This is a genomic window from Nocardioides marmoribigeumensis (assembly GCF_031458325.1).
Taxonomy (GTDB): domain Bacteria; phylum Actinomycetota; class Actinomycetes; order Propionibacteriales; family Nocardioidaceae; genus Marmoricola_A; species Marmoricola_A marmoribigeumensis.
Window position 1 is genome coordinate 155,365 of sequence record NZ_JAVDYG010000001.1, and the last position, 17,657, is coordinate 173,021.

The following is a 17,657-nucleotide window of genomic DNA, read 5'->3' on the forward strand; positions in this document are numbered from 1 at the left end:
TTGCTCGTCCGCGGATACTTCCAGCGTGCGTGAGCGTCGAGGTGTGGGGTCCGGTCTGGCCGGCTTCGCGATCCTGGTGGCGATGCTCCTCGCCTGGTGGCTGGCCAGCGGCAACGGTCCGGGCGGGCCGCCGGGCTCCGCCTCGCGCCTGAACCAGCCGGGCGCCGCGACGGCGCCGGTCACCACCGCGCCGTCCGCCCCGCCCCGCACGGTCCCCCGGGGGCTCCCCCTGGTCACGTGGGAGCAGGAGGGCACCACGCTGCGGCTGACCTACCGCCGCGGCGACGACGACTGCTTCGGCGGCCTCGACACCCCGCGCGTGCGGGAGACCGACGTCGCCGTCGAGATCACGCTCCTGCGCCGCTCGGGCGCGCCCGCCTCGTGCCCCTTCACCACGACCGACACCGCGCTGGTCGACCTCGACGGCCCGGTGGGCGACCGCTCGGTGCTCGACGGGGCGTACGTCGACCGGCGGGTCCGCGTGCGGCCGGCCTCCTGAGCGATCGGGCCGGAAAAAGACCGAAGCCCCGGCGAACCGGGGCTCAGGGTCCAGCAGTCAGCTCAGTGGAAGCTGTCGCCGCAGGCGCAGGAGCCGGAGGCGTTGGGGTTGTCGATGGTGAACCCCTGCTTCTCGATGGTGTCGACGAAGTCGATCGTCGCGCCGTTGAGGTAGGGCTTGCTCATGCGGTCCACGACCACGCCGACGCCGTCGAAGTCGGTGATGACGTCACCGTCGAGGTCGCGCTCGTCGAAGAACAGCTGGTAGCGCAGCCCCGAGCAGCCACCCGGCTGCACGGCGATGCGGAGCTTGAGGTCGTCGCGGCCCTCCTGGGAGAGGAGGCTGCGCACCTTGTCGGCGGCGGCCGTCGACAGGTTGATCTGGTCCTGGCGGGTCTCGACCTGCTCGGTCATGGAGGCGACTCCCTGGGGCTAGGCGTGTGGGTCGGGGGCGTGGTGACGACCCCTCGTCAGGTCCAATCGTCGCACACGCACGGTTATTCCTGGTGTCGCGTCGGTCTCGTCCCAGCCGGTCGCTCGCCCGGTCACCGGGACGGCGACCAGGTGCGGGCCACCCGCTCCGCCAGGTCGGCCAGGGCGCCGGCCGGGTCGGCGAAGGCACGCTCCTCCCCGACCAGGTCGACCACGGCGTACGCCGACTCGACGCCCAGCGCCCGCATCTCGCGGGAGCCCACCAGCACCTGGCCGGCCAGGGCCACGCAGGGCTGGAGGGCGCGCTGGGCCACCGACGCGACGCCGTAGGGCACCTTGCCCGAGCGCGAGGAGAAGTCGAAGGCACCCTCGCCGGTCACGACCAGGTCGGCCCGGGCGGCGCGCTCGGGGAGCCCGACGGCCTCGGCCACCAGCTCGACGCCGGGCTGCCGGGTCGCGCCGAGCAGCAGCAGCGCGAAGCCGAGACCGCCGGCGGCGCCGGCCCCCGGGCTGAGGGAGGTGCGCCGGTCGGTCGCGGCGACCAGCCGCTCGAGCGTCCCCTCGACCCAGGTGAGCCGCTCGGCGGTGACGCCCTTCTGGGGCCCGTAGGTGTTGGTCGCCCCACGCAGCCCGAGGAGCTGGTTGTCGACGTCGCTCGCCGCCACCAGCTCGACCCCGGCGAGGCGCTCACGAGCCGGTGCGAGGTCGACCGAGTCCACGGTCGCCAGGCCGGCAGGTCCGCGGTCGAGGGCGCCCACCGGCTCGGAGGTGGCCCCGAGGGCGGACAGCAGGCCCGCTCCCCCGTCGTTGGTGCCCGTGCCCCCGAGCCCGACGACCACGCGGGTCGCTCCGCCGTCGACGGCCGCGGCGAGGAGCGCTCCGACACCGCGGGTGTGGGCGGTCTCGGGGTCGCGGTCGTCGGCCAGGTGCAGGCCGCACGCCTGCGCGGCCTCGACGTACGCCGTCGTGCCGACCCGCAGCACCGCCGCGGGGACCTCGCCGCCGAAGGCCCTGGGCACCACGACCGCCTCCAGCTCGCCACCGAGCGCGTGGTGGAGCACGTCGAGGAAGCCCGGGCCGCCGTCGGCCATCGGCACCAGGTCGAGCTCGTCCCCCGGCGCCTGCCGGGCCCAGCCCTCGGCGATGGCCCGGGCTGCCTCGACGGCGGTGAGCGTGCCGGCGAACTTGTCGGGCGCGACCAGCACCCTCATCCGCGGTCGCCCCCGAGCTCCTCCGCGACGTGGCGGGCCGCGGTCCGGGCCATCGCCTCACGGGTCTGCGGGGTCGCGCTGCCCAGGTGCGGCAGCAGGGTCAGACGAGGGGTGGCCAGCAGCCGCGCGGGGACGTGCGGCTCGTCGTCGTACACGTCGAGGCCGGCGGCGAGGAGACGCCCGTCGTCGAGCCGGTCGCAGAGCGCCTCGGCGTCGAGGACGGGCCCGCGGGCGGTGTTGACCACGATCGCGCCGGGCGGCAGGAGGTCCAGCTCGCGCGGACCGACCAGCCCGCGCGTCTCCTCGGTGAGGGGGACGTGGAGGCTGAGCACGTCGCTGGCCCGGAGCAGGTCGTCGAGGTGCTCGACGTGCCCCGGCTCGTCGCACGAGGAGCGGTGGGTGTGCCGCACCCGCATTCCCAGCGCTCGGGCAGCCGCGCCCAGACGCTGGGCGATGTGACCGAAGCCGACCAGGCCCAGCGTCGCGCCCTCGAGGTCGCGCCCCGACACCTCGTCGAAGGGCAGACCGGTCCACTTCCCCGCCCGGACCATCGCCTGGGCGGCGTCGACCTGGCGGGCCGCCATGAGCACCAGGGCCAGGGCCAGCTCGGCCGTCGCGACCGCGGTCGGCGCCGGGGCGTTGCGCAGCACGACGCCGTGCCGCTCGAGGGCAGCGAGGTCCATGCCGTCGGTCCCCGCCCCGGCGACCGAGACCACCTTCAGCGACCGCAGCCGCTCGAGGTCGTGCTCGGTGAGCCGCTGCTGGGCGTTGCAGACCAGCGCGACGGCCTCGCCTGCCTCGGGGTGCTCCAGCAGCCCCGCGGCCCCGACCACGCGGACGTCGCAGCCGGGCAGGTCGACGGTGAGGTCGACCGGGAGCCCCGAGCCGGGGCCGACGGGCAGGGTGACCAGGACGACGGGACGCGCGTGAGGAGGCACGTGGGACTGAATAGCATGCGCGCATGACGACCACCCCCGTGGACCTCCCGCTGCTCACCCTGGGTCGGGGCCGCGACCCGCAGTCCGAGCGGGGCGTGGACTGCCCCGGCGACCTCCCGGCGGCCTCCGACCCCGGCCTGGTCGAGCGTGCCCGGGCGGCCAAGGCGGCGCTCGGCGACCGGGTGTTCGTGCTGGGCCACCACTACCAGCGCGACGAGGTCATCCAGTTCGCCGACGTGACCGGGGACTCCTTCAAGCTCGCGCGGGAGGCCGCCGCACGGCCGGCCGCGGAGTACATCGTCTTCTGCGGCGTCCACTTCATGGCCGAGTCGGCCGACATCCTCACCGCCGACCACCAGAAGGTCGTGCTGCCCGACCTCGCGGCCGGCTGCTCGATGGCCGACATGGCGCGGATCGCCCAGGTCGAGGACGCCTGGGACGCGCTCGAGCGGGCCGGGGTGGCGGCGACGACGGTGCCGGTGACCTACATGAACTCCTCGGCCGACATCAAGGCGTTCTGCGGCCGCCACGGCGGCACGGTCTGCACCTCCAGCAACGCCGAGGTCGCGCTGGACTGGGCGTTCGACCAGCACGGCCCCGACACCAAGGTGCTCTTCCTGCCCGACCAGCACCTCGGACGCAACACCGCGGTCCTTCAGCTGGGGCTCTCGCTCGAGGACTGCGTGGTCTGGGACCCGCTGCGCGCCCACGGTGGCCTGACCCCCGAGCAGCTGGCCGACGCCCGGATGATCCTGTGGAAGGGCCACTGCTCGGTGCACGGCCGCTTCTCCCCCGACTGCGTCGACGAGGTCCGCGAGCGCGTGCCCGGCGTCACCGTGCTGGTCCACCCCGAGTGCACCCACGAGGTCGTGACCAAGGCCGACCTGGTCGGGTCGACCGAGTTCATCATCACGACCATCGCCGCCGCGCCCGCCGGGTCGGCGTGGGCGGTCGGCACCGAGCTCAACCTCGTGCAGCGCCTGGCCACCGAGCACCCCGACAAGACCGTGGTCTTCCTCGACCGGACGGTCTGCTACTGCGCCACGATGAACCGGATCGACCTGCCTCACCTGGTCTGGGCCCTGGAGAGCCTGGTCGCCGGACAGGAGGTCAACGTGATCGAGGTCGACCCCGAGACCGAGCACTTCGCCCAGGTCGCGCTGCAGCAGATGCTCGACCTGCCGGGCCGGTCCCCCCGCGGCTGAGGCTCCCGCGCGGGTGCGGGCTACAGCCCGGGCGCGCCCCACAGGGCCATCCAGCGCGAGAGGTCGCGCTCGACCGGCAGGTCCTTGGCCAGCAGGTCGCGGACCTGGATCTCGAGCAGGTTGTCGCGCTGCTGCGGCCCGGTCGGCGCGAAGGGGTAGAACGTGCCCTGCTTGTAGAGGTAGACCAGCCCGAGCGTGCGCCCCGCGGGGTCACGGAACGAGACCACCGAGCACAGCAGCCCCTCGGCGAAGCCTTGGAGCTCCAGCGAGGTGTTGATCGCGTGCAGGTCGGTCACGAGCGCGCTCATGTCCTCCTGGCGGGCCAGCAGCCAGGTGAACCCGAAGGCGTCGGTCGACCGCTCCAGGTCGGGGTCGTCGTCGTTGTCGAGCAGCTCGACCAGGTCGGCGAGGGCCTCGCGGAAGGCCGGGCCGTCGGCGCCGCGGAAGCAGACCGCGCCCTGGCCCGTCATGCGCAGGTCCATCGCCGACTGCAGCGTCAGTGCCGCGTCGGGCAGGGCGAACAGCGCGTCCAGGTCGGGCTTGGCCGGCTTGGACAGGCCCAGGATGTCGCGCAGGCCCATGCTCAGCGGCCCCGCAGGTCGGGCCCGGCGGGCGGCGGGCCGTCGTCGAAGGACCCGTCGAGGGGCCGGCTCAGCTCGGCCTGGACCTTGGCCAGCTGCTGCAGCCGCTGCTCGAGCGAGGGGTGGGTCGAGGTGAGGGTCTTCATCGAGACCCCGCTCAGCGCGGGGGCGATGAAGAACGCGTTCATCGACGAGGCGGCCCGCAGGTCCTTCTGCGGGATCGAGGAGATGTCGCCGGTGATCTTCACCAGGGCGTCGGCCAGGGCGGACGGCCGGCCGGTGAGGTACGCCCCCGCCCGGTCGGCGCTCAGCTCGCGGTAGCGCGACAGCAGCCGGGTGGCGAGGAACGAGATGGCGTAGACGACCAGGCTGGCCACCAGGATCAGCAGCCAGACGGGCACCCCGCTGTTGCGGTCGTCGCGACGTCCGCCGCCGAACCCGCCGAACATGCCGCCGTACTGCGCGCCGCGCATCGTCATCCCGGCGATGATCCCGGCCGACGAGGCGAGCGTCATGACGAGCACGTCGCGGTGGGCCACGTGGGACAGCTCGTGGGCGAGCACGCCCTCGAGCTCCTCGCGGGTGAGCCGGTCGAGGATGCCGGTCGTCACGCAGACCGCTGCGCGGCTGGGCGAGCGGCCCGTGGCGAAGGCGTTGGGCAGGTCGGTGTAGGCGATCGCCACCTTGGGCTTGGGCATGTCGGCCAGCGCGCACAGGCGGTCGATCATGTCGTGCAGCTCGGGGGCCTCCTGCGGGCTGACCTCACGGGCCCGCATCGCCTTGAGGGCGAGGGAGTCGGAGTTGTACCACTGGAACCAGAGGATCCCGAGCGCGACGACCCCGATGACGAAGCCCCACCCGGGCGGGGCGATGGTGATGAGGCCGACGACGACGGCGACGAACAGCCCACCGAGAAGGAACATGGTCGCCGTCATCCGGGCGGTGAGCCCGGCGTCGCCGACGAAGCGGGTGCTAGTAGCCATCGGGTCCTCTCATGTCAGTCCGGGATCAGTCCCTCGTCGCCGAGGAGCGCCCGCACCTCCTCCAGCGTCGCGTCGGACGGGGGCAGGATCAGGTCGGACTCCTCCAGGGAGTCGTCGTCGACCCGGTCGCCCTGCTGGCGCACGGCGTCCAGCAGCGCGGTCATCTCCACCTTGAAGGCCCGCTCGTCGCCGGTGAGGACCGCGCGCTCCAGGGCCTCGTCGAGGGCGTTGAGCGCGGACAGGTGGTCGTCGGGGACGTCCCACTGCCCCTCGGACATGATGCGGACGATCACCGCTCCTCCACCTCCGACTCGGGGCGCGCCAGCAGCTCGGTGGAGGCCACGTCGCCGGCCTCGATGCTGCCCTGGGGCTGGTCGCCGGCGGTCAGTGCGCCGCCGGTCCGGGCCTTGAGCTCGGCGAGCTCGCGGTCGACGTCGGACTGCGAGGACATCGACTCCAGCTCGCGGGCGATGTCGTCGCCGCGGTTGATCGAGGTCGCGTCGTCGAGCGCCCCCGAGCTGATCAGCTCGTCGATCGCGCCGGCGCGGGCCTGCATCTGGGCCGTCTTGTCCTCGGCCCGCTGGATCGCCATGCCGACGTCGCCCATCTCCTCGGAGATGCCGGAGAACGCCTCGTTGATGCGCGTCTGGGCCTGGGCGGCGGTGTAGGTCGCCTTGATCGTCTCCTTGCGCGTGCGGAAGGACTCGACCTTGGCCTGCAGCCGCTGGGAGGCGAGGGTGAGCTTCTCCTCCTCGCCCTGCAGCTGCGCGTGCTGTGCCTCGAGGTCGGAGATCTGCCCGGTCAGGGCGCTCTTGCGGGTCAGCGCCTCGCGGGCGAGGTCCTCGCGACCCATCGACAGCGCCTTCTGGGCCTGCTCGGTCAGCTTGGCGGCCTGCTGCTGGAGCTGGGTCATCTGCAGCTCGATGCGCTTGCGGCTCGTGGCCACGTCGGCGACACCCTTGCGCACCTTCTGCAGCAGCTCGAGCTGCTTCTGGTAGCTGTAGTCGAGCGTCTCGCGCGGGTCCTCGGCGCGGTCGACCGCCTTCTGCGCCTTGGCCTTGAAGATCATCATGATGCGCTGCATGAGGCCCATCTACGTGCCCCTTTCGAATGAGGTCAGGCTCGTCACCGGTGGACGCTCCCCACCCTAGGGGGAGAACGGGCGGGGACCCCAGGAGGTTCCCTGGGGGTCCGGCCCACCCGGATACCCTGGGCCCAGTCCCCGCCGCTCCCGAGACCTGCACGAGGCCCCGTTGTTCCGTCGTACGAAGTCCGCCGTCGAGGCTCAGCCCGAGCCTGCCGCTCCCAAGGCCGGGGGCAAGGGGCGCCCGACCCCGACCCGCAAGGAGGCCGAGGCCGCGGCGCGCGCCCGCGCCAAGGCGGCACGCAACCCCAAGGCCGCCAAGGGCCAGTCCCGCGCGATGCGGTCCGAGCGCAGCCAGGAGATCCGCGCCGGGATGCGGGCGGGCGAGGAGAAGTACCTCCTGCCGCGCGACCAGGGACCCGTACGCCGCTTCGTGCGCGACTACGTCGACTCCCGCCTCAACATGGCCGAGTTCGCGATGCCGCTGCTGATCGTGAGCCTGCTGGCACAGGTGGGCGGGGCGCTCAACCTCGGCGCCGGCATCATGAACGCCACCCTCGTGGTCGTCGTGCTCGACGCGGCGTGGCTGCGGTTCCGGCTCCGCCGCCAGCTGCGCGAGCGGTTCGGCAAGGAGCACCTCAAGGGCACCACCTTCTACGCCCTGATGCGGGCCCTGCAGATGCGCTTCATGCGCATCCCCAAGCCGCAGGTGCGCATCGGGCAGGAGCTCACCGGGCGCTACCCCAAGCCGTAGTCCCCGGCGGCGGTCAGGTGGAGAGGCTCATCGGGCCGTAGACCTCACGGTCGCCCTCGAGCAGCACGACGGACTCGACGCCCTCCTCGCGCAGGTCGCGCCAGACCTCGCCGACCCAGGTCTCGGCGTCCCCCTGGGAGGGGAAGCGCGGGTCGTCGGCGCGCTCGACCTCGGAGCCGGCCTCGTCGAGGCAGCGCCAGTGCCAGACCAGCTGCTCGGAGGTGCTGGAGCCGCCGAAGTGGGACTCGGTGCCGGACGGGATCATCAGGACCTCCTCAGGACTCGCGCACGCCGGGCGTGACGAACGGGGGCTTGGTCACCACGAAGACCTCGCGACGACCACGGACGTCGACCGAGACCTCGGCGCCGTCGGTGACCTGGCTGTCGACCAGGGCGAGCCCGACCCCCTTGCGCAGCGAGGGCGAGAACGTCCCGGAGGTGATCTCGCCGACCGGCACGTCGGCCGCCAGCAGCACGCGCATGCCCGGTCGCGGGATGCCGCGCCCGTCGGCGACCAGCCCGCGCAGCACGCGCGCCGGTCCGGTGGCCTTCTCGGCGGCGAGCACGTCCTTGCCCCAGAACGCGGGCTTGGACCAGCCGACGGCCCACCCGAGCCGGGCCTGGACGGGGGTGACGGACAGGGAGATGTCCTGGCCGTGCAGCGGGTAGCCCATCTCGGTGCGCAGGGTGTCGCGCGCCCCGAGGCCGCACGGGGTGACGCCGCCGGCGGCCTCCTCCGCGGCGGCGAAGATCGCGTCCCAGACCTCGCCGGCCGCGCCGACCGGCACCACCAGCTCGTAGCCACGCTCGCCGGTGTAGCCGGTGCGGCACACGATCACGTCGGCGCCGGCGAAGGGAGCGACGGCGAACGACATGTAGTCGTGGCCGACGGGCAGCCCCATCGCGCCGAGCACCTCGTCGGAGAGGGTCCCCTGCACCGCGAGGACCGCGTGGTCGCGGTGCTCGTCGGAGATCGTGACACCTTCGGGCGCGGCCTCGCCCAGGCGGCGGGCGACCTCGGCGGAGTTGGCGGCGTTGGGGATCAGCAGCACGTCGTCGTCGGCGACGAGGTAGGCGATCAGGTCGTCCACCACACCGCCGGTCGCGTCGTCGCAGCACAGGGTGTACTGCGCCTGGCCGGGCCCGATGCGTCCCAGGTCGTTGCTCAGCGTCGCGTTGACGAAGTCGGCAGCGCCCGGACCGGTCACGCGGACCTTGCCGAGGTGGCTCACGTCGAAGACCCCGACCGCCTCGCGGACGGCGGCGTGCTCCTTGAGGACGCCGGTGGGGTACTCCAGCGGCATCTCCCAGCCGCCGAACTCGGCGAGCTTGGCGCCGAGGGCGAGATGCCGGTCGTGCAGCGGGGAGCGGAGGAGGTCGGCCACGCGGGAAACGTACCCCAAGAACCCGCCGCTACCATCTGCCCGGTGACGACCTACACCCTTCGCACCGGCTCCCCCGAACGCACCGGCACCGACGCGGTGGTCGTCGGTCTCGTCGCCACCCGCAAGGGTCCTCGCGTGGTCGCGGACGCGCAGGGCGTCGCTGAGGCCTACGGCCGCAAGTTCGGTCCGATGCTCAGCCTCCTCGGCTTCGAGGCCAAGCGCGACCAGGTCGTCGCGGTCCCCACCGGCGGCACCATCAAGGCCCCCGTGCTCGTGCTCGTCGGTCTCGGCGAGGCGGACGGCTCCACGGCCGGCAGTGGCGTGCAGGCCTCGGAGGTGCGCCGGGCGGCCGGCAACGCGGCGCGCGCGGTGAAGAACGCCGCCTCCGTCGCCCTCTGCCTCCCGGCCGACGGCCCGGAGCACGTGCGGGCCGCTCTCGAGGGCTATCTCCTCGGCGCCTACCGCTTCGACGACTACCGCACCACGTCCTCCGACGACGTGCCCAACGAGGTCGTCGTCCTCAGCGCCGGCGCGCGCCGGCAGGAGCAGCAGGACGCGTTCGCCCGCGCCGAGGTGCTCGTCCGCGCGGTGAGCCGCACACGCGACTGGGTCAACACCCCGCCCGGCGACCTCGTGCCCGCCCGCTTCGCCGAGGCGATCCTCGAGCGCGTCGCCGAGGCCGGCAAGGCGGCGCCCGCCAAGGGCCGCACGACCTCCCGCAGCCCCAAGGTGGCCGTCGAGGTCTTCGACGAGGACGCCCTGCGCGAGAAGCGCTGCGGGGGTCTGATCGCCGTCGGCCAGGGCTCGGTCAGCCCGCCGCGGCTCGTGCGCCTGACCTACTCCCCCGCCGGCGCCACGGCCCACCTGGCGCTGGTCGGCAAGGGCATCACCTTCGACTCCGGTGGTCTCTCGCTCAAGCCCGCCGGGTCCATGGGCACGATGAAGATGGACATGGCCGGTGCCGCAGCCGTCGTCAACGCGATCACCGCGATCGCCTCGCTCGACCTGCCGGTCAAGGTCACGGCGTACGCCGCGCTGGCTGAGAACATGCCCTCCGGCTCCGCCCAGCGGCCCGGCGACGTCATCACGATCTACGGCGGCCGCACGGTCGAGGTGCTCAACACCGACGCCGAGGGGCGGCTCGTGCTCGCCGACGCGCTGGTCCACGCCGTCGAGGACGCCCCCGACGCGATCGTCGACGTCGCCACCCTCACCGGCGCCTGCATGGTCGCCCTCGGCGACCGGGTCAGCGGCCTCTTCGGCAACGACGACGCGCTCGTCGCGCGGGTCTCGGAGGCAGCGGGCGAGGCCGGCGAGCAGCTGTGGCACATGCCCATCCCCGAGGAGATGACCGAGAAGGTCCGCGGCAACTCCAAGATCGCCGACCTCGCCCAGCACAACTCCGAGCGGTGGGGCGGGGCGTCCTACGCCGCGGCGTTCCTGCGCGAGTTCGTCGGCGAGACCCCGTGGGTGCACCTCGACATCGCCGGCCCGGCGTTCAACGAGCGCCCGGCCTACGGCCACGTCACCCCCGGCGGCACCGGCGTCGCGGTCACCACGCTCGTCGAGCTCGCGAGCTCGCTGGGCAGCTAACCCGGCTGGGCGGCCGGCGGCCGGCGGCCGGCGGGCGGCCGGGCGGCGGGCGGCCGGGCGGCCGGCGGCCGGGCGGCCGGGCCGGCGGGCGGCCGCGCGGCGTACTCCGACGTACGCGCGGTCGATGTCCAAAATGTCCCACGCGTACGTCGGAGTACGCGGGGGTTGGGCGGGACGCGGGGGTTGGGCGGGACGCGGGGGTTGGGCGAGGCGCGAGGCGCGGGGGGCTGGCGGGCGGGGGCGCTTGCGGCTAGAGCTCGCCGGCCTTCTTGCGGCGGTTGTACTCCCGCATGCGGGCGGGGTAGCCGACCACCGCGGCGTCGTAGGCCCCGATGCGGTGCTTGTCGGCGAACTTGTGCGCCCACTCGGTGGAGGGGACGCGCCGGCGGGTCCACTCCCCGTCGTTGGCCACGAGCAGCACGGTGACGTCGCTGACCGCCGTGCGTGGCTCGAGGTAGGCCTCGACGCCCTGGCGCGTGGCCACGAACTCCTCGAGGTGAGCAGCGTCCGCGGAGTCGGCGGTGCGGACGGTGGTGTAGCCGCCCGAGGTGCGCCGCATGCTGCGGCGTCCCCGCAGCCGGTCGAAGAGCCCCATGGGGCACATCCTCCCCCACGTGCGGAGTGAGGATCGCGTCCCGGGGGTAGGACGTGGCCGCGGGACCTACTGACGAGTTGGGCGGCCCCGCTGGACTCATCGGGGTTTGGTGCAAGGATGGAGCCCGTCCTGGGCGGTCGTCCTGACCACCCGGTTCCCCGATCGGCACGCAGCGCGGCTGGCGACACAGCCGTCCGAAGGAGCGAACAGACCGTATGGCGACCTCAGTCACTCTTCCGGCACTCGGCGAGTCCGTCACCGAGGGAACGATCACCCGCTGGCTCAAGCAGCCCGGCGACCAGGTCGAGGTCGACGAGCCCCTGCTCGAGGTCTCCACCGACAAGGTCGACACCGAGATCCCCTCGCCCGTCGCCGGCACCCTGCTCGAGATCAAGGCCGACGAGGACGAGACCGTCGAGATCGGCGCCGAGCTCGCGGTCATCGGTGACGAGGGCGAGGGCGGGTCGAGCGACTCCGGGTCGGACGACGCCGAGGACGACTCCGAGGACGACTCCGAGGACGCCGCCGAGGACGCCGCCGACGAGGCGGACGACTCCGCCGAGCAGGAGCCCGAGGACGACTCCGACGACGACACCGAGGACGACACCGAGGACGAGGACACCGGCAGCAGCGACCAGGCCGACGAGGAGTCCCCCGACGACCACGACAAGCCCGCCTCCGGTGGCACCAAGAGCAGCGGCAAGGGCACCGCGGTGACCCTGCCCGCGCTCGGCGAGTCCGTCACCGAGGGCACGATCACCAAGTGGCTCAAGTCGGTCGGTGACAGCGTCGAGGTCGACGAGCCGCTGCTCGAGGTCTCCACCGACAAGGTCGACACCGAGATCCCCTCCCCCGTCGCCGGCACCCTGCTCGAGATCAAGGCAGACGAGGACGAGACCGTCGAGGTCGGCGCCGAGCTCGCGATCGTCGGTGACGCCGACGCCTCGGGCGGCGACGACATCGCTGACGACGCTGACGACGCTGACGACTCCGCCGACGAGCCGGAGCCGGAGCCGGAGCCCGAGCCGGAGCCCGAGCCCGAGCCCGAGCCCGAGCCGAAGGCCTCCCCCAAGGAGGAGGCGAAGAAGGCCACGGAGCCCACCAAGGAGCCCCAGCAGGAGGGCGGGTCCGACTCCGCGTCGACGGGCTCCAGCGACAGCCGTGGCTACGTCACCCCGCTCGTCCGCAAGCTGGCCGCGGAGCACGGCGTCGACCTCGAGGGCATCGAGGGCACCGGCGTCGGCGGACGCATCCGCAAGCAGGACGTGCTCGAGGCGGCCAAGGCCAAGGAGTCCGCTCCGGCCGCCGCCCCGGCGGGCCAGGGCACGGACCAGGGTGCGGGTGCCGCACCGGCGGCGGCCGGAGCGCCCAGCGCCGAGCCGAGCCCGCTGCGCGGCAAGACCGAGCCGCTGTCGCGCCTGCGCAAGGTGATCGCCAAGCGCATGGTCGAGTCGCTGCAGACCTCCGCCCAGCTGACCACCGTGGTCGAGGTCGACGTCACCGCGATCGCGCGGCTGCGGGACTCCCGCAAGGCCGACTTCCTCGCTCGCGAGGGGGTCAAGCTGTCGTTCATGCCGTTCTTCGCCAAGGCGACGATCGACACGCTCAAGACGCACCCGTCGCTCAACGCCGCGATCGACACCGACAAGGGCGAGGTCACCTACTTCGACCACGAGAACGTCGCGATCGCGGTCGACACCGAGAAGGGCCTGCTCACCCCGGTGATCAAGAACGCCGGCGACCTCAACGTCGCCGGCCTGGCCCGCAAGATCGCCGACATCGCCGACCGCACCCGGTCCAACAAGATCGGGCCCGACGACCTCAGCGGTGGCACCTTCACGATCACCAACACCGGCAGCCGCGGGGCACTGTTCGACACCCCGATCATCAACCAGCCCCAGGTCGCCATCCTGGGCACCGGCTCGGTGGTCAAGCGCGCGGTGGTCATCGACGACCCCAACCTCGGCGAGACGATCGCGGTCCGGCAGATGGTCTACCTGGCTCTGACCTACGACCACCGCCTGGTCGACGGGGCCGACGCGGCCCGCTTCCTGTCCGACCTCAAGGCACGGCTGGAGTCCGGCAGCTTCGAGGTCTGACCGGCCCGCACCCAGCCGTCCGACGGCCGACGGACCCGCCTTGAGGGGCACGCTCGCCCCTCGGGTGGGTCCGTAGGCTGACGGCATGCGGTTCCTCCTCGCCGGCGCCTCCGGCTTCCTCGGTCGCGCCTGGGCGTCGTACCTCACCTCCCACGACCACGAGGTCGTCCGTCTGGTCCGCTCCGAGCCGTCGTCCGCTGAGGAGGCCCGCTGGGACCCCTACGCCGGCACCCTCGACCGCGGGCTGGTGGAGTCCGCCGACGTCGTGGCCAACCTGGCCGGCGCCCCGCTGGCGCACTGGCCGTGGACCGAGAGCTACAAGCGCACCTTCCTCGACAGCCGGGTGGTCACGACCCGGGTGCTGGCCGAGGCGGTCGCCTCCAGTGACCGCAAGCCGGTGCTCCTGGCGCAGAACGGCGTCGCCGGCTACGGCGACCGCGGCGCCGAGGTGATCACCGAGGACACCCCCTTCGACGGCGACACCTTCATCGCCGACGTCTCACGCCGCTGGCAGGCCGCGGCCGACCCGGCGGTCGAGGCCGGGGCGCGCGTGGTCGTCCTGCGCACCGGCGTCGTGCTCGACCGCAGCGGCGGCGCCCTCAAGGCGATGCTGCCGGCGTTCAAGGCCGGGGTCGGCGGGCCGATCGGCAACGGCAAGCAGTACTTCGCCACGATCTCGCTGGAGGACTGGCTGCACGCCGCCTCGAGCCTCGCCCACGACGACTCCGCCTCCGGTGCCTACAACCTCGTCGGCCCCGACACCTCCACCAACGCGGAGTACACCCGCGAGCTCGGGCGGGCGCTGCACCGCCCCACGTTCTTCCGCGTCCCCGCGGCGCCCCTGCGGGCCGCCGGCGGCGTCGCCGGTGGCGAGCTGCTCTCCTCGGCGAGGGTCGAGCCGCGCCGCCTGCTGGACTCGGGCTTCGCCTTCGCCCACGCCGACGTCGCCGACCGCGTCAGGGCGGCTCTCGAGGGCTTCCGGGCCGGGCGCTCCTGAGCCGCCAGGTCCTCCCGACCCGCACCAGCTCGAGCTCGCGCGACGCCCCCGACGCGGGGAGCGCCCGGGTCCGGCCGGAGAGGTGGGCCAGCAGGCGGACCGCCGCGTGCTGCCGCACGACGACGCGCCGGGGTCGCGACACCAGCACCGCCAGCCGGTCGGAGCGGGTGCGCAGCTCCACGCGCAGCCCGCGAGCGAGGTAGGCCGCGAGCAGGGCAGCGTCCCGGCGGCCGGCCTCGCTCCCCGGAAGGTAGAGCCGGCGCAGCCCGGCGAGGTCGCCCACGGCCCACGCCCGCTCACGCGCGGCCTGCCACTGCTCGAGCACCCGCACCGCTCGCAACGAGCCGGGCTCGGGCCACGACGGGGCGGGCACCCGGGCAGCGGTCGTCGACGCGCCCGGCGGGGACGCCGCCGCGTCCCCGCCGGTCGTCAGGCGTGCGACGGCCAGCAGGACCACGGTGAGTGCCGCGACGACGGCCACCGAGCCGAGCAGGCGCGAGGACGTGGCCAGGGGGCGCGGGAGGGTCATGGCGGCATCCTGCGCCGGACCGCCGACGGACCTCGTCCGTTCTCCACAGCCTCGACCGCGAACGGTGGCTAGGCTGGTGCGGTGAGCCACAGCTACCCCTGCACCGACGTGGTGACCATGGACTACCAGGAGGCGTGGGACCTCCAGCGCAGGATCCACGCCGAGGTCGTGGCCGGCGCCGAGGGGCAGGTCCTGCTCCTCGAGCACCCGCCGGTCTACACCGCGGGCAAGCGCACCGAGGCCCACGAGCGCCCCCTCGACGGCACGCCCGTCGTCGACGTCGACCGCGGCGGCAAGATCACCTTCCACGGGCCCGGACAGCTCGTCGGCTACCCGATCGTCCGCCTCCCGCAGCACGTCTACGTCGTGGACTACGTCCGCCGCCTCGAGGAGGCGCTGATCGGCGTGTGCACGGACCTGGGCGTCACGACCGCGCGCGTCCCCGGCCGCAGCGGCGTGTGGCTGCAGGAGGACGACCGCGGGCCCGAGCGCAAGGTCGCCGCCATCGGCATCCGCGTGAGCCACGGCGTCGCGATGCACGGCTTCGCGCTCAACTGCGACGTCGACCTGGGGTGGTACGACCGCTTCGTCCCTTGCGGCATCAGCGACGCCGGCGTCACCACGCTGTCCGCCGAGCTCGGCCGGGACGTGACCGTCCACGAGGTCGCCCCGCGCCTGCGACCGCACCTGGACCGCCTGCTCTCCTGGGCGCCGTACGACCGCACGCCCGACTACGCGCCGAAGCCCGACCCGAGCGCCCGGGTGCGTGTCCCCGTGGTCAATCCGCTGACCTGACGCCTGCGTGCGAGAGGGTGGAGCGGGCCTCCAGGGGCCCGTCCCGCCGAGCAGGAAGCGCAGGAGCGTCGTGAGCGAGCTGGCCATCGAGACCCGAGGGCTGCGCAAGGAGTTCCGCGGCGCACGTGGGCGCCGCCACCTCGCCGTCGAGGACCTCGACCTCCAGGTGCCGTACGGCGGCGTGCACGGCTTCCTCGGGCCCAACGGCAGCGGCAAGACCACCACGATCCGCCTGCTCCTGGGGCTGGCCCGCGCCAGCGCCGGCGAGATGAGGCTCCTCGGCGAGCCCGTCCCCCGCGCCCTCCCCCAGGTGATCGGCCGGGTCGGGGCGGTGGTGGAGCAGCCGCGGTTCCTCCCGGGCTTCACCGGCGAGCGCAACCTGGCCCTCCTCGCCCGTGCGGCGGGCCTCCCGGAGCAGCGGGTCGGTGAGTCGATCGAGCGCGTCGGGCTCGCGGGGCGCGAGGGCGACCGCTACCGCACCTACTCCCTCGGCATGAAGCAGCGGCTCGCGATCGCGGCGACCCTGCTCAAGAAGCCCGACCTGCTGATCCTCGACGAGCCGACCAACGGCCTCGACCCGGGCGGCATCCGCGACATCCGCGGCATGATCCGCGACCTCGGCCGGTCCGGGGTCACGGTGCTCCTGAGCTCCCACCTCCTGGCCGAGGTGCAGCAGGTCTGCGACTCGGTCTCGATCATCGGACAGGGTCGCCTGCTCTCGTCGGGCCGCGTGGGCGACCTGGTCGGCAGGGAGCCGGGCGCCGCCGTACGCGTCGGCGTGTCCGACCCCGCCGCGGCCCAGCCCCTCCTGGAGCAGGCCGGGTGGCGCGTCGAGCGGCTCGGCGACGGCCTCCGTGTCGTCGGTGCCCCCGACCCCGCCGACATCAGCCGCGTGCTCGGAGAGCAGAGCATCTGGGTGCGGGCCCTCACCGCGGAGCAGACCGACCTGGAGAGCGTGTTCCTCGAGCTGACCGACCGTGACCGGCAGAAGGGCGGGCGATGAACCTCGTCGGGGTCGAGGCGCGCCGCTTCTGGGCCCGTCGCGCCGTCGCCGTCGTCCTGCTCCTCACCACGGTGCTGGTCGGGCTGCTCGTCGCCTCGACGGTCTGGTCGAGCCGTCCCGCGACCTCCGCCGAGACCCGTGACGCCCAGGTGCAGGTCGAGCAGGCGGGCGACTCCTGGAAGCTGGAGGTGGCCCGGTGCGAGAAGGACCCCACCTCCTACCTCGGGTCCGGCCGGAGCGCCGCGGACTGCGCCAGTCTCCGACCGCGGGTCGAGGACTTCCTCGGCCGCGCGCCGCTCGACCTCGAGCAGGAGCGCGGGACCCGCGGGATCGCCCTGGTGGTCGTCCTGGCGGGGGCCGCGATCGTGCTCGCCACCACCTTCAGCGGGGCCGACTGGAGCAGCGGCGCGATGGGCACCCAGCTGGTCTTCGAGCCCCGCCGCGTGCGGGTCTGGGTCGCCAAGGCGGTCGCCGTCGTCCTCTCGACCGTGATGGCGGCCGCGCTGCTCTCCGCGGTCTTCTGGGGCGTGCTCTACGCCGTGGCCCGGGCCCGTGGCCTGCCGGTGCCCGGTGCGACCGTCACGGCCTTGCTCGAGCAGTCCGGACGGGGCGTCGTGCTCGTCGCGGCCGCGGCGCTGGGCGCCCACGCGCTCACCATGCTCCTGCGCAGCACGGTCGGCACCCTGGGGCTGCTGTTCGGCTATGCCGTGGCCGGCGAGATCGTGGTCGCCTCGCTCCCCCTCGACAAGGTGAGCCAGTGGTCGCTGGCCAACAACGTGCAGGCCTGGATCTCCGACGGGGTCCGGGTGTACGACGAGAGCACGTGCTCCGGCTCGGCCGGGGCCCGCGGCGGCTGCGACCCGACGTACCTCCTGAGCGGGGCGCACGGCGCGGCCTACCTCGCGGTGCTCCTGCTGGTCGTGGTGCTGGTCTCGCCGCCTGCCTTCCGGCGGCGTGATCTCGACTGAGCCCGAT

The 17,657-nt window shown here is 73.6% G+C and carries 20 protein-coding genes; 9 read left to right on the forward strand and 11 right to left on the reverse strand.

What is annotated here, in order from left to right; translation table 11 throughout:
• The first annotated feature begins 25 nt into the window (after positions 1 to 25).
• Complete coding sequence (locus tag J2S63_RS00685; protein ID WP_310297264.1) at positions 26 to 499, forward strand: hypothetical protein; 474 nt, start codon at positions 26 to 28, stop codon at positions 497 to 499.
• A 62-nt stretch (positions 500 to 561) separates the two neighbouring features.
• Here the strand turns inward: J2S63_RS00685 and erpA are convergent, their stop codons facing one another.
• The 3 genes from erpA to J2S63_RS00700 all read right to left on the reverse strand — a co-directional run bounded on the left by erpA (position 562) and on the right by J2S63_RS00700 (position 3,079).
• Positions 562 to 912 (reverse strand): iron-sulfur cluster insertion protein ErpA, encoded by a 351-nt coding sequence (gene erpA / locus J2S63_RS00690; RefSeq protein ID WP_310297266.1) that lies wholly within the window; start codon positions 910 to 912, stop codon positions 562 to 564.
• A gap of 131 nt (positions 913 to 1,043) precedes the next feature.
• Complete coding sequence (locus J2S63_RS00695) at positions 1,044 to 2,141, reverse strand: glycerate kinase family protein (RefSeq protein ID WP_310297268.1); 1,098 nt, start codon at positions 2,139 to 2,141, stop codon at positions 1,044 to 1,046.
• The gene (locus tag J2S63_RS00700) at positions 2,138 to 3,079 is read right to left on the reverse strand and encodes a 2-hydroxyacid dehydrogenase (protein ID WP_310297269.1); all 942 of its coding nucleotides are present in this window, start codon (positions 3,077 to 3,079) and stop codon (positions 2,138 to 2,140) included. The genes J2S63_RS00695 and J2S63_RS00700 overlap by 4 nt, the downstream gene beginning before the upstream one ends.
• A gap of 23 nt (positions 3,080 to 3,102) precedes the next feature.
• Here J2S63_RS00700 and nadA point away from each other — a divergent pair, with 23 nt between their 5' ends.
• Entirely contained in the window at positions 3,103 to 4,284 is a 1,182-nt protein-coding gene (gene nadA, locus J2S63_RS00705) for a quinolinate synthase NadA (RefSeq protein ID WP_310297271.1), read from the forward strand.
• 20 nt (positions 4,285 to 4,304) lie between these two features.
• Here nadA and pspAB read toward each other — a convergent pair whose 3' ends face one another.
• From pspAB to J2S63_RS00725, 4 genes are read right to left on the reverse strand one after another with little or no spacing between them, the layout of a single operon-like run.
• Positions 4,305 to 4,865 (reverse strand): PspA-associated protein PspAB, encoded by a 561-nt coding sequence (gene pspAB, locus J2S63_RS00710; protein ID WP_310297274.1) that lies wholly within the window; start codon positions 4,863 to 4,865, stop codon positions 4,305 to 4,307.
• Positions 4,866 to 4,867: 2 nt separating this feature from the next.
• On the reverse strand, positions 4,868 to 5,848 hold the full coding sequence (gene htpX, locus J2S63_RS00715; protein WP_310297277.1) for a zinc metalloprotease HtpX: 981 nt from the start codon (positions 5,846 to 5,848) through the stop codon (positions 4,868 to 4,870).
• Between the two features lie 14 nt (positions 5,849 to 5,862).
• Positions 5,863 to 6,141 (reverse strand): PspA-associated protein PspAA, encoded by a 279-nt coding sequence (pspAA, locus tag J2S63_RS00720; RefSeq protein ID WP_310297280.1) that lies wholly within the window; start codon positions 6,139 to 6,141, stop codon positions 5,863 to 5,865.
• Positions 6,138 to 6,941 (reverse strand): PspA/IM30 family protein, encoded by an 804-nt coding sequence (locus J2S63_RS00725; protein ID WP_310297283.1) that lies wholly within the window; start codon positions 6,939 to 6,941, stop codon positions 6,138 to 6,140. The genes pspAA and J2S63_RS00725 overlap by 4 nt, the downstream gene beginning before the upstream one ends.
• A 160-nt stretch (positions 6,942 to 7,101) precedes the next feature.
• Between J2S63_RS00725 and J2S63_RS00730 the strand changes: the two genes are divergently transcribed.
• Positions 7,102 to 7,686, forward strand: coding sequence for a DUF3043 domain-containing protein (locus J2S63_RS00730; protein ID WP_310297286.1), 585 nt, complete (start codon positions 7,102 to 7,104; stop codon positions 7,684 to 7,686).
• Positions 7,687 to 7,699: 13 nt separating this feature from the next.
• Here the strand turns inward: J2S63_RS00730 and J2S63_RS00735 are convergent, their stop codons facing one another.
• A complete protein-coding gene (locus tag J2S63_RS00735) occupies positions 7,700 to 7,951 on the reverse strand; it encodes a hypothetical protein (RefSeq protein WP_310297288.1) in 252 nt (83 codons plus the stop codon).
• 10 nt (positions 7,952 to 7,961) lie between these two features.
• Complete coding sequence (gene gcvT, locus J2S63_RS00740; RefSeq protein WP_310297291.1) at positions 7,962 to 9,071, reverse strand: glycine cleavage system aminomethyltransferase GcvT; 1,110 nt, start codon at positions 9,069 to 9,071, stop codon at positions 7,962 to 7,964.
• A 42-nt stretch (positions 9,072 to 9,113) separates the two neighbouring features.
• On the opposite strand from gcvT, the gene J2S63_RS00745 reads away from it, so the two are divergent.
• Positions 9,114 to 10,664, forward strand: coding sequence for a leucyl aminopeptidase (locus tag J2S63_RS00745; RefSeq protein WP_310297295.1), 1,551 nt, complete (start codon positions 9,114 to 9,116; stop codon positions 10,662 to 10,664).
• Between the two features lie 250 nt (positions 10,665 to 10,914).
• Here the strand turns inward: J2S63_RS00745 and J2S63_RS00750 are convergent, their stop codons facing one another.
• Complete coding sequence (locus J2S63_RS00750) at positions 10,915 to 11,259, reverse strand: hypothetical protein (RefSeq protein WP_310297299.1); 345 nt, start codon at positions 11,257 to 11,259, stop codon at positions 10,915 to 10,917.
• A gap of 215 nt (positions 11,260 to 11,474) precedes the next feature.
• On the opposite strand from J2S63_RS00750, the gene sucB reads away from it, so the two are divergent.
• Together sucB and J2S63_RS00760 are read left to right on the forward strand one after the other, a co-directional pair.
• Positions 11,475 to 13,358: a 2-oxoglutarate dehydrogenase, E2 component, dihydrolipoamide succinyltransferase gene (sucB, locus tag J2S63_RS00755; protein ID WP_310297300.1), complete on the forward strand. Its 1,884-nt coding sequence runs from the start codon at positions 11,475 to 11,477 to the stop codon at positions 13,356 to 13,358.
• 85 nt (positions 13,359 to 13,443) lie between these two features.
• On the forward strand, positions 13,444 to 14,355 hold the full coding sequence (locus tag J2S63_RS00760) for a TIGR01777 family oxidoreductase (protein WP_310297303.1): 912 nt from the start codon (positions 13,444 to 13,446) through the stop codon (positions 14,353 to 14,355).
• Here the strand turns inward: J2S63_RS00760 and J2S63_RS00765 are convergent.
• Positions 14,315 to 14,884 carry a hypothetical protein gene (locus J2S63_RS00765; RefSeq protein WP_310297306.1) on the reverse strand — a complete coding sequence of 190 codons (570 nt, stop codon included), beginning with the start codon at positions 14,882 to 14,884 and terminating at the stop codon, positions 14,315 to 14,317. The genes J2S63_RS00760 and J2S63_RS00765 overlap by 41 nt on opposite strands.
• Before the next feature lie 117 nt (positions 14,885 to 15,001).
• Here J2S63_RS00765 and lipB point away from each other — a divergent pair, with 117 nt between their 5' ends.
• The 3 genes from lipB to J2S63_RS00780 all read left to right on the forward strand — a co-directional run bounded on the left by lipB (position 15,002) and on the right by J2S63_RS00780 (position 17,650).
• Positions 15,002 to 15,679, forward strand: a complete 678-nt coding sequence (lipB, locus tag J2S63_RS00770) for a lipoyl(octanoyl) transferase LipB (protein ID WP_310306550.1) — start codon at positions 15,002 to 15,004, stop codon at positions 15,677 to 15,679.
• 70 nt (positions 15,680 to 15,749) lie between these two features.
• On the forward strand, positions 15,750 to 16,682 hold the full coding sequence (locus tag J2S63_RS00775) for an ABC transporter ATP-binding protein (RefSeq protein WP_310297309.1): 933 nt from the start codon (positions 15,750 to 15,752) through the stop codon (positions 16,680 to 16,682).
• Positions 16,679 to 17,650, forward strand: a complete 972-nt coding sequence (locus J2S63_RS00780; RefSeq protein WP_310297312.1) for a hypothetical protein — start codon at positions 16,679 to 16,681, stop codon at positions 17,648 to 17,650. Before J2S63_RS00775 ends, J2S63_RS00780 begins: the two co-directional genes overlap by 4 nt.
• The last annotated feature ends 7 nt before the right edge of the window (positions 17,651 to 17,657 follow it).